General features: G+C 69.3%; 23 protein-coding genes. 13 read left to right on the top strand and 10 right to left on the bottom strand.

Translation table 11 applies throughout. The features are described from left to right. The 12 genes from P1P75_RS33485 to P1P75_RS33430 all read left to right on the top strand — a co-directional run. A partial coding sequence (locus P1P75_RS33485; RefSeq protein WP_319262644.1) for a hypothetical protein occupies positions 1–1,000 on the top strand: 1,000 nt, incomplete at its 5' end. A gap of 26 nt (positions 1,001–1,026) precedes the next feature. Further along, positions 1,027–1,560: a hypothetical protein gene (locus tag P1P75_RS33480; RefSeq protein ID WP_319262642.1), complete on the top strand. Its 534-nt coding sequence runs from the start codon at positions 1,027–1,029 to the stop codon at positions 1,558–1,560. A gap of 5 nt (positions 1,561–1,565) precedes the next feature. Continuing rightward, positions 1,566–2,159 (top strand): hypothetical protein, encoded by a 594-nt coding sequence (locus P1P75_RS33475; protein ID WP_319262640.1) that lies wholly within the window; start codon positions 1,566–1,568, stop codon positions 2,157–2,159. Further along, complete coding sequence (locus P1P75_RS33470) at positions 2,156–2,713, top strand: DUF1643 domain-containing protein (protein ID WP_319262638.1); 558 nt, start codon at positions 2,156–2,158, stop codon at positions 2,711–2,713. The genes P1P75_RS33475 and P1P75_RS33470 overlap by 4 nt, the downstream gene beginning before the upstream one ends. Next, entirely contained in the window at positions 2,710–3,204 is a 495-nt protein-coding gene (locus tag P1P75_RS33465) for a hypothetical protein (protein WP_319262636.1), read from the top strand. Before P1P75_RS33470 ends, P1P75_RS33465 begins: the two co-directional genes overlap by 4 nt. Beyond that, positions 3,201–3,581 carry a LuxR C-terminal-related transcriptional regulator gene (locus tag P1P75_RS33460; RefSeq protein WP_319262634.1) on the top strand — a complete coding sequence of 127 codons (381 nt, stop codon included), beginning with the start codon at positions 3,201–3,203 and terminating at the stop codon, positions 3,579–3,581. The genes P1P75_RS33465 and P1P75_RS33460 overlap by 4 nt, the downstream gene beginning before the upstream one ends. 63 nt (positions 3,582–3,644) lie before the next feature. Next, on the top strand, positions 3,645–3,902 hold the full coding sequence (locus tag P1P75_RS33455) for a hypothetical protein (RefSeq protein WP_319262632.1): 258 nt from the start codon (positions 3,645–3,647) through the stop codon (positions 3,900–3,902). Further along, a complete protein-coding gene (locus P1P75_RS33450; RefSeq protein ID WP_319262631.1) occupies positions 3,899–4,132 on the top strand; it encodes a hypothetical protein in 234 nt (77 codons plus the stop codon). The genes P1P75_RS33455 and P1P75_RS33450 overlap by 4 nt, the downstream gene beginning before the upstream one ends. Positions 4,133–4,337: 205 nt before the next feature. Further along, positions 4,338–5,120 carry a hypothetical protein gene (locus P1P75_RS33445; protein WP_319262629.1) on the top strand — a complete coding sequence of 261 codons (783 nt, stop codon included), beginning with the start codon at positions 4,338–4,340 and terminating at the stop codon, positions 5,118–5,120. Next, positions 5,117–5,302 carry a hypothetical protein gene (locus tag P1P75_RS33440; protein WP_319262627.1) on the top strand — a complete coding sequence of 62 codons (186 nt, stop codon included), beginning with the start codon at positions 5,117–5,119 and terminating at the stop codon, positions 5,300–5,302. The genes P1P75_RS33445 and P1P75_RS33440 overlap by 4 nt, the downstream gene beginning before the upstream one ends. Next, positions 5,260–5,952: a nuclease-related domain-containing protein gene (locus P1P75_RS33435; protein ID WP_319262624.1), complete on the top strand. Its 693-nt coding sequence runs from the start codon at positions 5,260–5,262 to the stop codon at positions 5,950–5,952. The genes P1P75_RS33440 and P1P75_RS33435 overlap by 43 nt, the downstream gene beginning before the upstream one ends. A 155-nt stretch (positions 5,953–6,107) precedes the next feature. Continuing rightward, complete coding sequence (locus P1P75_RS33430; RefSeq protein ID WP_319262622.1) at positions 6,108–6,314, top strand: hypothetical protein; 207 nt, start codon at positions 6,108–6,110, stop codon at positions 6,312–6,314. 172 nt (positions 6,315–6,486) lie between these two features. Here P1P75_RS33430 and P1P75_RS33425 read toward each other — a convergent pair whose 3' ends face one another. The 4 genes from P1P75_RS33425 to P1P75_RS33410 form a co-directional block, all read right to left on the bottom strand. Beyond that, positions 6,487–6,894, bottom strand: a complete 408-nt coding sequence (locus tag P1P75_RS33425; protein ID WP_319262621.1) for a hypothetical protein — start codon at positions 6,892–6,894, stop codon at positions 6,487–6,489. Next, the gene (locus P1P75_RS33420) at positions 6,891–7,328 is read right to left on the bottom strand and encodes a hypothetical protein (RefSeq protein ID WP_319262619.1); all 438 of its coding nucleotides are present in this window, start codon (positions 7,326–7,328) and stop codon (positions 6,891–6,893) included. Before P1P75_RS33420 ends, P1P75_RS33425 begins: the two co-directional genes overlap by 4 nt. Further along, positions 7,328–8,026 (bottom strand): hypothetical protein, encoded by a 699-nt coding sequence (locus tag P1P75_RS33415; RefSeq protein WP_319262617.1) that lies wholly within the window; start codon positions 8,024–8,026, stop codon positions 7,328–7,330. The genes P1P75_RS33420 and P1P75_RS33415 overlap by 1 nt, the downstream gene beginning before the upstream one ends. A gap of 100 nt (positions 8,027–8,126) precedes the next feature. After that, a complete protein-coding gene (locus tag P1P75_RS33410; protein WP_319262615.1) occupies positions 8,127–8,324 on the bottom strand; it encodes a hypothetical protein in 198 nt (65 codons plus the stop codon). A 317-nt stretch (positions 8,325–8,641) separates the two neighbouring features. On the opposite strand from P1P75_RS33410, the gene P1P75_RS33405 reads away from it, so the two are divergent. After that, positions 8,642–9,694, top strand: coding sequence for a hypothetical protein (locus P1P75_RS33405; protein WP_319262614.1), 1,053 nt, complete (start codon positions 8,642–8,644; stop codon positions 9,692–9,694). A 3-nt stretch (positions 9,695–9,697) separates the two neighbouring features. Here P1P75_RS33405 and P1P75_RS33400 read toward each other — a convergent pair whose 3' ends face one another. The 6 genes from P1P75_RS33400 to P1P75_RS33375 are packed head-to-tail and all read right to left on the bottom strand — an operon-like array spanning position 9,698 to position 12,697. Further along, entirely contained in the window at positions 9,698–10,186 is a 489-nt protein-coding gene (locus P1P75_RS33400) for a hypothetical protein (protein WP_319262612.1), read from the bottom strand. Continuing rightward, positions 10,183–10,992: a hypothetical protein gene (locus tag P1P75_RS33395; protein ID WP_319262610.1), complete on the bottom strand. Its 810-nt coding sequence runs from the start codon at positions 10,990–10,992 to the stop codon at positions 10,183–10,185. The genes P1P75_RS33400 and P1P75_RS33395 overlap by 4 nt, the downstream gene beginning before the upstream one ends. Position 10,993: 1 nt before the next feature. Next, the gene (locus P1P75_RS33390; RefSeq protein ID WP_319262608.1) at positions 10,994–11,278 is read right to left on the bottom strand and encodes a hypothetical protein; all 285 of its coding nucleotides are present in this window, start codon (positions 11,276–11,278) and stop codon (positions 10,994–10,996) included. After that, a complete protein-coding gene (locus P1P75_RS33385; RefSeq protein ID WP_319262606.1) occupies positions 11,275–11,706 on the bottom strand; it encodes a hypothetical protein in 432 nt (143 codons plus the stop codon). Before P1P75_RS33385 ends, P1P75_RS33390 begins: the two co-directional genes overlap by 4 nt. Beyond that, entirely contained in the window at positions 11,706–12,308 is a 603-nt protein-coding gene (locus P1P75_RS33380; RefSeq protein WP_319262605.1) for a hypothetical protein, read from the bottom strand. Before P1P75_RS33380 ends, P1P75_RS33385 begins: the two co-directional genes overlap by 1 nt. Further along, a complete protein-coding gene (locus P1P75_RS33375; protein WP_319262604.1) occupies positions 12,290–12,697 on the bottom strand; it encodes a hypothetical protein in 408 nt (135 codons plus the stop codon). Before P1P75_RS33375 ends, P1P75_RS33380 begins: the two co-directional genes overlap by 19 nt. Between the last annotated feature and the right edge of the window lie 121 nt (positions 12,698–12,818).

Here is a 12,818-nt window from a genome sequence, read left to right as displayed (position 1 = left end):
CCCTCCCGCAGGGGGTTGCGCGGTCCCCCCACCCACGTACGGGCCGCCCGCCACGATCGCAGCCGGGCGGGCGGCCCACCCACATCCCCACCACGACCGGAAGGCACCACCCGTGACCGTGTACGCCCTGAAGACCCCCGACGGCCGCTTCGCCTACCACCTGCCCACGCCCGACAAGTTCGGCACGCCCGGCTTCGGTAGCCACGCCAAGGTCACCGGGATGTTCGCCGACGACCAGCCCATGGAGCGCCTCCACGCCGGCTGGTGGGCCACCGATCACGAGGCCAGCCGGCTGACCGCGACCGCGCAGCCCAGCGCCAAGACCGTCGGCTACCGGCTGACCGACCCGTCCGCGGAGTCCGCTCGGTTCCCCGTCACCCTGAGCCTGGAGCAGTGGGCGGAGCGCAGCGACCGTGAGGGCGAGACTCTGTGGGAGCTGTACACCAACATCGTTGAGGAGCAGGCGCCGCTCGAGCACGTCTACGACGGGCCGGTCATGGTCCTCGAGGGCCGTGTCCCTGCGGGCCCGGACGAGCCGCAGTGGATTGCCGACCTGCCGCAGCTCCTGACCGGCCGGCCTGAGTACCGGCATCTGTTCCCCGGCAAGATTCCCGGCCTGCGGAAGTACCTGCACCAGAAGATCAAGGCGATGCCGGGGATCCGGCACTGCTTCGACGGCTACGACGGATTCACGGGTCTGCACGTGGTTGTGGAGGTTGATTTTGACCAGCCGCAGACCCGGTGGGTTGCCGACATCAGCCGCCGCACCAGCAAGCCGCTGAAGACCGGCCGCCACGTCCGCTCCACGGTCACCCGGCCCTTGAACCTCCCCGTCCCGGCCGACGTGCACGCCGCCACCTACGAGGACGCCCTCACCGCCTGGGACGACCAGGTCCGCTTCTGGCTGGGCGTCATCGAGTCCGCCGGCGTGAAGGCCTGCTCCACCTGCCAGGGCACCGGCCACGTGCAGGACGGCGCCGAGAAGTACAACGCCCGCTGACCCGCCCCTGACGAAGGACCAGCACCATGACCATCACCCCTGACACGGCGCCCTCCCCGCCGGTCCGCCCCATCGATCCCGTCCAGGCAGCCGTGGACCTGTGGGCGAACCTGAAGGAGTACCAGCCCGCCATCGCCGGCGCCCTCGCCCTCCACATCCGAGACTTCCCGGTGGACTGGCCGCAGCGCGAGTTCGGTATCGCCCGCCCCCACGCCCTCCTCACCCTCCAGCCCCCACTACGGCCGGGCGACAACCTGATGCCCGAAGCCGCCCCCTACACCCCGGACATCGAAGAGTGCCAGGCGTGTGTGGAGGCGGGGCTGATCTGCCGGTGGCATGCCGGGCAGGCGTCCGCGCACGAGTACTGGCACAACCACGTCATGGCCGCCATCAAGGCGGACCGGGATGCCCGTGTGGACGACGTGCTGCTGCATCAGGAGGCCGAAGAAGAGGGTGTCGCCTGCCGGTGCAGGCGCTGCGCCCCCACCAAGCCCGCACCCGCCCGCCGCTCCTGGTGGCGGCGCGCCCTGAAGTTCCTCACCCACTCCCTGGAGGACTGACCCGCATGACCGCCACACCCGAATTCGTGAACACCGCGGCCGACAAGCCGCACCAGCTGCTCGGCGGCCTCCAGCAGCAGGCCCGCTACGCCCACTACTTCGCGCGCACCGGGCAGACCACCGAGGCCCTGGAGCACGCGCAGGCCATCGAGGGCCTCCTGGCCGCCTACCGCGTTGCCATCGGCGACCTCGAGCGGGACGCCGTCCACAAACACTTCGGCCTGTCGTACGCCAACTACCTGGTGATCCCGCGGACGCTGCCGCAGTCGGCGCCGCAGGCCTGGCAGGCCCGGTTCGTCGCCCTGCTGAGCCAGTTGGAGACGCTGTTCTCCCACGTTCCGCAGGCTGCGGCGTACGACGTCACCGCAGGTACATCGATGCTGCTGGACGACATGACCGACTCGCAACTGCACGCAGCCGGCATCGACGTCCAGGGCGACGACGAGGACGGCCCCGGGGCGGAGACCCGCTACCACCGGCGTTCCGACGGCGCTGAACTGTGCCGAAACGACTCCGGATTCCTGCCGGGCAAGGACCCGGTTCCGCACTACAACCGGGGCCGGACCCGTATCGAGCCGCGCCTGGGCGGTGGCGAGTGACGGTCCTGGAGTTGCTCCCTGAGTTAAAGCTGGATGTGGTCGTCGACGAGCGCACCGACCTGGCTGGTGGGAAGGCGGCCGCGGTGTTCGACCGGTCCCGTGCCTACCGGTACCTGCTGACCCGGGTCTGGGACCAGTCCCGGCCGCCGATGGTCTTCGTCATGTTGAACCCGTCCACGGCGGACGCGTTCGTGGAGGACCCGACGATCCGAAGGTGTCTGGGCTTTGCGCGGCGTGAGGGTGCGGGCGGCCTGGTCGTTGTCAACTTGTACGCGCTGCGCTCCACCAAGCCGCGCGCCCTGCTCGGGCATGCGGATCCGATCGGCCGGCACGGGGACGCCTTCATCCGCCAGTCCATTGACACGGGCGGGCAGGTGGTGGCCGCCTGGGGCAGGCATCGTGCGGTCGGGGAGCGGGGCGAAGAGGTGGCCCGGTCCCTGCGTTCGCGTGGCGTGGAGCTGTTGTGCCTGGGCCGGACAGCGAAGGGGCATCCGGCGCATCCCCTGTTCCTGCACGGTGACACGCTGCTGGAAGCGTACGGGGAGGCCTCGTGAGCGCCTGGAGTGTGGGATCCCGTATCGCTGCCGTCCGGAACGCCACGGACAGCACTGTGTACCTGTACGGGCGTGGCGTGTACGCGGGGGACTTCCCCCGCCCCGGCTCCGGTAGCTGGTCCGAGTCGGCAAGGGCTGCGTGCGAGAGGGCCGTCCGGGACAGCGAGAAGAAGACCAGCGTCGATGACCTGGTGTCGTGGGTGAAGTCCCGCCTGGACAAGGAAGTTTCCGCCGGGGAGACCACTGAGGAGGAGGCGGAGGCGCAGCTCGCCGAGTCTCGCCAGAAGTACGAGGCCGCCAAGGTCCGGCCGATGGAAGACAAGGTCCGTGAGCTGCTTGAGTTCATGGACCTCAACCCGCGCCTGGACTTGGATGGTGGCGGCACCGTGTGGGGCTGTGAGTGCTGGTGGATGCCGGAGCAGGAGTTCAGCACCTTCGCTGGTGACCGGTTGATCGTGGAGGTTGCTGAGCCGGATCGGAGTGGCGTGTGAGCGCCCCAGCCCAGGTGGGCCCGTCATCTCACGGTGGCGGGCCCGTCCCGTCCCTAACGGCCCGCGAGCGAGAACTGCTCACCCGAGTAGCCAATGGCGAGTCCTACCGGCAGGTGGCCAAGGACTGGACCGTGGAAGAGATCACGGTCCGTTCTGCCGGGGCCCGGCTGCTGAAGAAGCTCGGCGCCAACAACATCACGCACGCAGTGTTCCTGGCCTGCCGCGACGGGATCCTCGATCCGAATCGACGCCACGGCGACCACCCGGGCTTCATCGCGCACAAGCGGCGTGGTGAGGAGCCGTGTGAGGCGTGCTGGCACGGAGAGCGTGCCTACCGAACAGAGCGCCGCAGGGCCCGGAAAGCCAACGCAGCGTAGCGAAAGTCTCCTCCGCTCCCAGGCGGACAACTACCCACCGTCACAACACCCCTTGGAGGGTCCATGCGTCGCGCCTCCCGCCTCGCCCTCTGCATAGGCGTCCCCGTCACCCTCGCCGTCACCTTCTTTGCCGGGTGGATTGCCGTCACCGGCACCTACGACCCTCCCGTGTGGACGGTCTGCCTCGCCGCTCTCACTGCCGGCGTTCTCTGCCGCGCGCTGGAAGCCGGAGCCGAAGCGGTTCAGCGCCGCCGGCTGCGCCGCACCCGCCCGCTACGCCGTCAGCACGCCCGCCCCCTCACCCGAAAGGCAGCCCGATGATCTCCTACGTCTTCTACTCCCTCGGGATGGGCTTCTTCATCATCGCTATCGCGGCCTATCTGACCGGCCGCATCTCACGCACCACCTGGAACGGGTGCAATGCCATAGGGAACTCCCTCCTGGGTGTAGCGAAGTGGCACGGAGGAGGGGGCGACGACATGAAGCGTCGGCTGAAGCGTTGTGCCCGCCGCTTCCAGGGCGTACGGCGCACCGCCCCACAGGGGACGTGATGGCCGCCATTCGCGTCACCTGCCCGTACTGCGGCCAACGCGTCGCCCTGACCTCGAAGCGTCGTCTGTGGACCCACGGACGCCCGCAATGCCCTCAGTCCCGACGTCGCCTGACCCGTGTCTGGCCGGAGGAATGCAACGGCCGCAAGGTCCGCACCATCCCCGGCCCCGACACCTGGAACCCCACCACCCTTGAAGGAGCAGCATGAACACGCCCCCGGACCCGCATCCGATCAGTCAGAGCAGCCTGCCCCCCGTCCCGCCTCCGGAGTGGGAGTTCTCCACCGTCCTCGGTGCGCGCCCTGATGGGCAGCCCGGCATCATGCTCCTGCCTGGGGACACAGGCGGGGTCGTGGTGCGCCGGCGGGTGTCGTACGGCGACTGGGAGCCGGTCCGTCCGGACCACTGGGCCGACGAAGAACCGTCCGGCCCAGACGTCTGCCGGCCGGTGGAGGTCGACGGTGAGACGGTGCGGGTCCGCGGCCAGGGCGAACTGTCCGCGGAAGCCCAGGAAGCGATCACCGCTCTGGTGCGCGTGGCGAAGGCCAAGTTCGTGGAGGAGGCGCCCGAGCAGGTGGGTGTCTTGCAGAACCGGTTGCGGCTCGCCCACAAGGCCCGACGCGCGAAGGAACACCAGCTGGACGGGATCCGGCGGGCGATGTGCGATGCCGGGTTCATGGATGAGGACGACCCGTACAGTCACGCCGACCTTGGGGACGTCATCCGGCAGGCGGGCGAGGCGGGTCCGGAGGAGAACCGCCGTCTGAGGGAGCGGCTGCGTCTGCTGACGGACCAGAAGGTGGCGGATATCGCCGGTCCGAACATCGAGCTGCTCTGCGCGGAGATCAGCCGTCTGAAGGCGGAGGTGGGGGCGGCCCGCGAGTTCGCTGTGGAGATGCGGGACTTCTGCTCCCCGCACGGTGTCGCCGCCGACTACGCGGACCGGCTCGTCGAGGCCATGGACCAGGCGAAGGAGGGGCGTTCGTGAGCGAGACGACGTACACGGTGCGCTTCTGGGGCGGTCCAAAGGACGGTGCGGAGGAGCAGACCACCTGCGGCTACCCGCCGGCCTCGTTGCACGGGTACGGGCGTGCCTACAGCAAGCTGGGCCAGTACTACCTGTACTCGTGGGCGCGCGTCACCCGGGAGAAACAGGGAGGGGCAAAGTGACCGGCCGGAACTCTGCATCCCGTGAGGCTGTGCGTATCCGTGCGCACGCCAGGCGGGGTGTGTGGCGGCGTGTCCTGTCCTGGCTGGGCTGGAACCCGGCAGCCCGGCGTGCGGACGCTGTGGCGGCCCGCTGGGACCTCGGGGCGGCTGCGGAGGCCACCACGGCCGGCATGCTCGAGGCCCTGCACCGGCAGGGCTGGCATGTGCGGCACGACCGGGCGTTACCCGGCTCGAGAGCGAACCTCGATCATGTGCTGATATCGCCGTGCGGGACCGCTGTGGTGGTGCTGGACACGAAACGGTGGCATGCCAGTGCGCAGAAGCCGACGTGGTTGGTGCGTGGGCGGGTGTGCTGCGGTACGGATGACCGGCACGGTCAGGTGGAGGCGGTGGCCCGGTACGCGGCCCGGGTGCAGACGGCGCTCGGTATGCCGGGGGTGGTGGTGTGGCCGCTGCTGGTCGTCCACGGCTCGCCGGTCGCCGGTGGGGAACTGCGGGCGTCGGTGGCGGGGTGGGATGGTCCGGTGTTCGTGTTGTCCCCAGGTCGTCTGGTGCCCCGTCTGGCTGCGGCGCCGCGGGGGGTGCGGGATCTGGGGCGTGCGGCTGTGGTCGCTCGCAGGGTGGATGAGGTGCTGCGCCCCTACCGGTGATCCGCTGCCGGGCGTAGCGTGGCGGGACCACAATGGGGGGCGCCTCCGGGAATTCGGTTGTGTGAAACGGTCCGTCGTCTGCATGTATCAGTGCAGGTGGCGTACCGTTTTTTTCATGCCCGTAGCATCGCGTCGCCGGCATCGCGGAGAAGCTGATGGACCTGCCCGACCCAGGCGTCATCACCTACCGCGACGACGCCGAATACCTGGCCGCCCACCCGGACGCCGAGTTCCCCGCCAGCTGGCACCGGGCCGTGGTGGCTCGGGTCGCACAGGAAGTCCCGGGGCTGTCGATCGCCTACCCCGACGCCGTCGCGACCCAGGAGAGGGAAAGTCGCGGAGCGTCCCAACGCGGCCGATGACGACATGCGTGTGGCCCGGTCTCCCACGGGGATGAGGAGAACCGGGCCACCTTTCCCGGTGCGCGGCGCGGACTGCGGGCCGGGAGTCTTGTGGCTGGCGCCACCACTGGGGGTGTAAGCGACGCCAGCTCCACCACGAGTCTGACACGCACCACCGACAACGCGGGGCGAATCAGACAGGAATCCACCCGTCATCGCCATCGCCCTTCAAGCGGGCGCGGCAGAGCAGGCACAGGGCGGACGTATCCGGGAGCTGCCCCCACTCGGTGGTCTCGGTGACGTCCTGGTGCTGACAGTGGTTCTCGAGGACGTGCCACACCAGCAGGCCGTCCGGGCTGATGGCCGTGCCCTTGTGGCTGCCATGCAGGTAGAAGCCGAGGTGGGCGGGGATCGGATGCCCGGTTCCGACAACCTGGAAGCTGCGCCGCATCGGATCCATCCCGGCTGGCCGGGCCTGATACCAGACGTCGACGGCGCCGGGCCGGCGTACCGCGGTGTGGAGGATCTCGCCGGTGAGGTCGATGCCGTGCGGCCGGTCGTCCAGGGGAAGTTCGGCACGGTGGATGACGGCGTTCGTCATGGCTGGACGCCACCTCCGTCCAGGGCCTGGATGGTGCCGCAGGGCCAGGGGACGGAGTAGTCGGGGTAGTCCCGCTGCGAGCAGTACTCGCAGTCCCCGGTGTGCTCGTTGCAGCGGTGCAGGGAGCGGACGCGGTCCGTGGAGGCGAGGAGGTCGTCCCGGGTGGGCTTGCGGTGCGGCTCCCACCAGGTCGGCGGATCTACCTGGAGCGGCGTGGTGCGCTTCTCGATGGCTGCTCCGGTTCCGCGTTCGTCGACCATCTTGTGGCCGTCCTTGTTCAGGACGAATGCCTCGTATGCGATGTGGCGCGAGTTGTCGGGGTGGGTGTCGATGGTCAGGTCGGCGTCTACGGGGATGACGTTGGGGTTGATGCCGTTGGCGGTCAGCCAGTCACGGAGGGCGGCGCGGCGGTTGTCGGAGAGGTCCTTGGCCATCAGGCGCCCCCTGTGATTGGTCCGCTGATGTGCGTTTCCGGGCACTGGTGCGGATGCGCGGCGGTGGCCGTGGACCAGGTACGGCAGCCGTCGCAGAACTCCCAGCCTTCGGCGGTGATCTCGGCGTAGCTGTACGGGGTGCCGTCGGGGTGGGTGGGTCGGTTTCGCTGCTCCCGGACCGCGGGGAGGATCGCGTGGTGCAGTTCGACGAGCCGCTTGTCCCACCAGCGGGAGATCGGCGTGCCGAGCGGCGGCGGCCCGGCTTTCACCCATTGTTCGTAGAGGCTGATGACGCGGGTGACGCCTTCCTCTGCGGATCCGTGAAGAGCGGCGAAGACTCGGGCCGTTGTCTCGGCTTCGGCAGCTGCTGGGATGGGCGCGGCCGGCTCGTAGGTCGCGGCGAAGATGTCCGGCTTGACGGGGTAGTGCTCGCCCTGGACGCCCGTCACAATCCAGTCGCCGGGGCAGACGACCTGTGCGCCGTCGTTGCCGCCTTCGAGGGTGTCGATCCATCCGTGGTCGTGCCAGGTGCGGCCGCAAAGTGCGTGGGTCTTGGTGCCCTCGTATTCGGGCTCGGAGCGGCGGAAGTACCGCACCAGGCGGCCTTCTCGGTCGCCCGGGCCGTCTTCGGGGTGGTCGCCGTTCTGGTTCCACTGGTGGGCTTCGATCTGGACGGGCTTCTTGCGGTAGGGGGCCATGCTTCTACGGTGCCGGGATTCGGCCTGGGTGTTGCCCCTGCCCCTGAGGGTGGCCCGGCAGGGTGTGGTGGGGGGTCTGCCGGGCCTGGTGTGGGGGTGGTCAGCCCCAGTAGGTGTCGAGGGGCCTGACGGTCGGCAGGGTGGGGGTGGTGATGGCCGGCAGGTCGGTGGTGTCGTCGACGGTTTCCACGGTGGCGGTGTCGTCGGCTGATGCTGTGGTGGTGGTGAGGGTGAGTCCGGTGGTGGTGGCTGCTGCGAGGGTGAGGCCGGCGGCGAGGCTGCGGAGGGTGGTCTTCATGCGGGGTGTCCTGCCTGTCGGATGGGTTTGTCGACACGATAACGGGGCGTCTTCCCGGTTTCTCTGGCCCTTGCATCCTGCTGCGATCCCCGTGGCCTGTTCCGCGTGTTCCTGGCAGTTGACGCGGTGTGGGTGGGGAGGATGTGGGGGTTCGAGCGCCGGTGGACGCCCCATAGGCATCCTGGCTTAGGCTGGTTTCAGTCTCAATGGTTGTGGTGTGCGTGTGTGTGCATTGCGTTTTTGTGCAGGGTCTTTGCCTGTTTTGACGGGGGATCAGCGTTTTGAATGATGATGTTGGTTCGGGTGGCGAAGGCGGTTTGTCCCGGCGGGCTGTTGACGCGTTCACGCAGATCGCGGCGGGGGCGGATCCGTCGGATGTGATGCCGGATGCGGTGGCGGAGTTGGAGGCTTTGGGCGTCATCGCCCGTGATCTTCGGGGAACAAACCGACCGGTACCTCTGGATCCGGCGGAGGTTTTGCGCCGTCGCCTCGAGGCCGAATTGCAGAACGCGCAGGACTGCATCGCCCGCATGCGCGCCCTCCCCCCGGCCGCGGCCGCGCTCGAGGACGCCTACGAACGATCCCGGCTGCACGCCGGCGGCAGGTCCGAATACATACCGGACCCGGTCGTCGTCAACGCCCGTCTCCAGGACGTGGTGAGCACCGCCCGGTTCGAGATCATTGCCGCGCAGCCCGGCGGCCCCCGACAACCCCACCAGCTCGAGGTGGCCCGCGACCGGGATGCGAAAGCCCTGGACCGCGGAGTCGCCCTGCGCACCCTCTACCGGGCCACCGTCCGCGACAACTCCGTGACGGCCGCGCACGCCCGCTCCATGGCCAACCGGGCCGGCGGACGCTCCGCAGAGTTCCGCACCCTCGAGGAGCCCTTCGAGCGCGCCATCGTCGTCGACCGGCGCATCGCCTTCATCTCCAACACCGTCGTTCCTGACGCAGACGAGCATGCGGCCTGGCAGATCACCGACGGCGCATTCGTCGCCTACATCGTCGCCGAGTTCGAGGCGAGGTGGCGGCGCGCAGACCTGTGGCATGGGGAACTCCGGGCGCGCGGGCAGGCCGTGGACACGGTGTCGTCGGGAGGCGGGCCGGGGGTGCGGACGACACCGAGGCAGCGGCAGATCCTGCGGGACCTGGTCGCGGACCACGCACAGCAGGCCACCGCGCAACGTCTGGGGATCAGCCTGCGCACCCTGCAAGGCGAGATCGCCGAACTCAAATCGTTGTTCGATGTGGCTTCGGTGTCTGCGCTGACGTACAGGTGGGCGCTGTCACCGGACCGGATGGTCGACGACAGCGCCGAGGACGGGGATCGTGGGGGCGAAGACGGGAACGGCTTAAGAGCTGCCGCATAGCCGTCAGCTGGGCCGGTCCCCGGTCGCGTTGGACGGCTGCACGCCCCTCAGTACGGCCAGCTCCCGCTGTGCGGCCTCGAGACGGCTGAGGGCGTCGGCAAGGTCGGTGCGGAGGTCGGACCCGCCGGTGAACATCCGTCCGTAGCCGCGGGTGACGTACTGAAGGTCCGCAATCCTGGCGCGCAAGCCCTCCGGGTCCCGGTCCTGGCGCAGTTCCTTCACCTCTGCCCGGAGACGGTCCACCTGCTCGGCAGCGGCCTTCTTCGCGTTCTCACTACCGCGGTCGTAGCCCCGGTGGAACGCGGCCCGCTTCTCCTCCTTCGGGACCTGCTCGATGTACTTGAGGAAGAACTCGGCTGCGTGTCGGTGCGCGGCCGCCTGCTGGGGGTCCTCTTCCTCGAGTTCTTGGAGTCCTACGCCGTAGTGGTAGGCGTGGCACAGCTCCTCCGCCAGCGCCTCGATGCGCTGCTCCCGGGTCGGCTTGTCCGTCACGCGTCCTCCAGGTCCAGGCCGTTGATGGCGCGCAGGCGTCCGTACGTGCGCGGTGCAGCCTCGTCTACGGTCGGCCAGTCGTCGGCGCACAGCCCGTACTTCGGGGCCGTCCAGTGGGGCCGGTAGTGCTTGTACACCTTCTCCCAGTCGGCTTTGAAGTAGCACGGGAGCAGGCCGCCTATGTTGGGGATCGGCTCGGGTGCCTGTTCATTCTGGGCGCGGACCTGGTCGTCGACGCGGTCGGCGTGGTCCTTGTGGCGCTTGCAGAACCAGTGCGCAGTAACCCAGCCGGTGCGCGGGTCCTTCTCCAGGACGCGGTGGTGGGAGTTGGCGCCGCAGATCCCGTGCTCGTTGCGGTAGTCGACCGGGTCGACGTGGTCCGGGCCTACGTGCACGACGGTCTCTGGCCGCGGCCGCAGAAGAACTACGGCCTCATCATCGAGGGGGGATGGGGTCTGGCGGGCCCGGAAGACGTACGGCCGCAGGCGAGGGGCCTGGCAGCCTGGCGCACCGCTCGGGCCCCAGTTGCCGGCCGCGTGGGGCGGCTTGTAGCGGGGCGCGTCGGAGGCCACCAGACGGTCGTAGCGAGCCATCCGACCGTGCTCCACACCCAGCTTCCGCCGCGCCACCTTCAGTGGGCTAACACCGTCCTCACGCTTCGCCAGGTCCACGGCGTACCCGATGGCCAGGAGGAGTTCGCGCGCCTCATGCCCGACGCGTGGGTCCTCGTAGACCGCGGCCACGAACTCGGGGAACGTCTTCTTCGGCCGCTGCTCTTGCGCGGGGGCGGGTACGGATCGCAGCACGTCAGTCCTCCGTCGACTGGGGGTCGGTGATCGGGTTGAGTTGTTCCCACGTCCACGGGGTGTGCGTGGTGTGGCGATGGTGGCGGCCGCAGGCCTTGCAGTGTTTCGGCCGGACCCTCATCGGGACGACCGCGTGCAGCGGCTTAAGCCAGTCTCCTTCGGCCTGGAGGTGGTCGCCTCGGTGCTGGCCGCAGCGACCGCAGATCCAATAGCCGTCCGATCCGTCGGGCTGGACGGGCCCTTCACAAAACCAGTGATCGGTGATCAGCGGCGGGCGTCTGGTCATGCGGTTACGTCCTGCGGGATTTCCACCTGCCGGCGGACGGCGGCCAGGACGTCGTCGTCGACGGTCCACAGTCCGAGCTGGCCGCGGACGGGGCGTGGAGGGTGGGGGAGGGTGCGGACGTTGTCGAGCTGCCAGTGCCACAGGGTCCCGGCATCGGTCTGGGGGAATCCCCACGGTGCGCAGCAGCGGGGGCGTGCGGCCTGGTGGCAGGAGGCGAGGTCGGCGACGGCGATGATGGCGCCATAGTGGCGGGGCCATGCGCGGACCGTTTCGGCGGGGAGAGCGTTGTCGTCCTCGGCGAGGCCGGCGTGGATGAGGATGGTGGTGCCGAGGTGGGCGGGCGGAATCGGCTTGGGCCGGTTCTCGGTGCGCTTCGTCCCGTGGGCGATGGCGGCGCTCCAGGGGAAGCGGACGGTGAGGGCGCGCATCAGGTGGGCTCCTTGGTCTCGAGGGCGGGGCAGGTGGGGTGCTGCTTCGGGCCGTCGCCGATTCCGTAGGGGTAGTCGTAGGAGCTGATCAGCGGGCGGTAGCTGTCGCCGCGGGCGGGGCAGGTCCGGCACTGCCAGTACTCGCCGTCCCGATCCCGAAGCAGGTCGAACTTTCCGTAGAACGGGAGCAGTTCGGCTGCGCGTTCCTGGTGGATGGTGGTGCGCTTCTTGTACTGCTCGTAGGTGACGCCGCGGTAGCGGGGGTTGTCGATGTGGGTGTTCCAGTCCCGCAGGTAGTCGGGGTGGGCGGGCCAGAGGCGGGCGAGGCCGCGGATGGTTTGGCAGGGGACGCCGGAGCCGGCGGGTGTGCAGGTGATGCAGCGGGCGGCGGATTGGCCGCGGGCGTCGACCCAGATGTTGTGGTCGTCGGCGATGTAGTAGAGGGAGTCGATGCGGTTCAGTTCGGCGTCCCGGGCCTGGCCGGGCTCCATCTGCTCGGTGGCGGTCTGGGCTTCGGCGAGGCGGGCGTAGACGAAGTCCTCGCACCGGAACTCCCACCGCCAGTTCGGGTCGTCCGGGCCGGTCATGAGAACGTCCACCATCCGTCGTATCCGGCCGGGGTGGTCGGACAGGCGGTGAGCATCGGGCGGAGGATGGCCAGGTGCTGCTCCTGCACTTCGGGGCGTTCCGCTCCCCAGTAGCCGGTGCCGTCCCAGCGCCCGTGGCAGTCTCCGCCGTACCGTCCGTCCAGCTTGGCGGAGAGGATGGCCTGCGGGTCCTCGAGGTCCAGCGGCTCGGGCAGGTAGTGGCTGAACAGCATGAGGGTGCCGATGCAGGCCCGTGTGACGCCGTCCTTGCGCCGGTACCAGACGGCGTTGGCGGATCCGCTGAAGGCGTGGAGGTCGCCGCGGGGCTGTTGGCTGCCGGTGACGGTGGACAGGTCGATGGCGTAGGGCTTGCGGCTGATGACGAATCGGTTGTCTCGGATCATCGGTCAGAGGCTTTCGAGTGAGGGCTGATAGAAGAAAAGCTGGAGCGCTTCCTGGCCGGGGAGTTCGTCGGGGGCGGCTGGTATGGGGGCTGGGCGGGGGCGGAGGGGGGGGTTGGGGGCG

Origin of the sequence: Streptomyces sp. ID05-39B, from assembly GCF_033794725.1 — a bacterium.
Lineage (GTDB): Bacteria > Actinomycetota > Actinomycetes > Streptomycetales > Streptomycetaceae > Streptomyces > Streptomyces bobili.
Note: the sequence above shows the minus strand (reverse complement) of the source record. Positions and strands in the feature narration are given on the sequence as shown.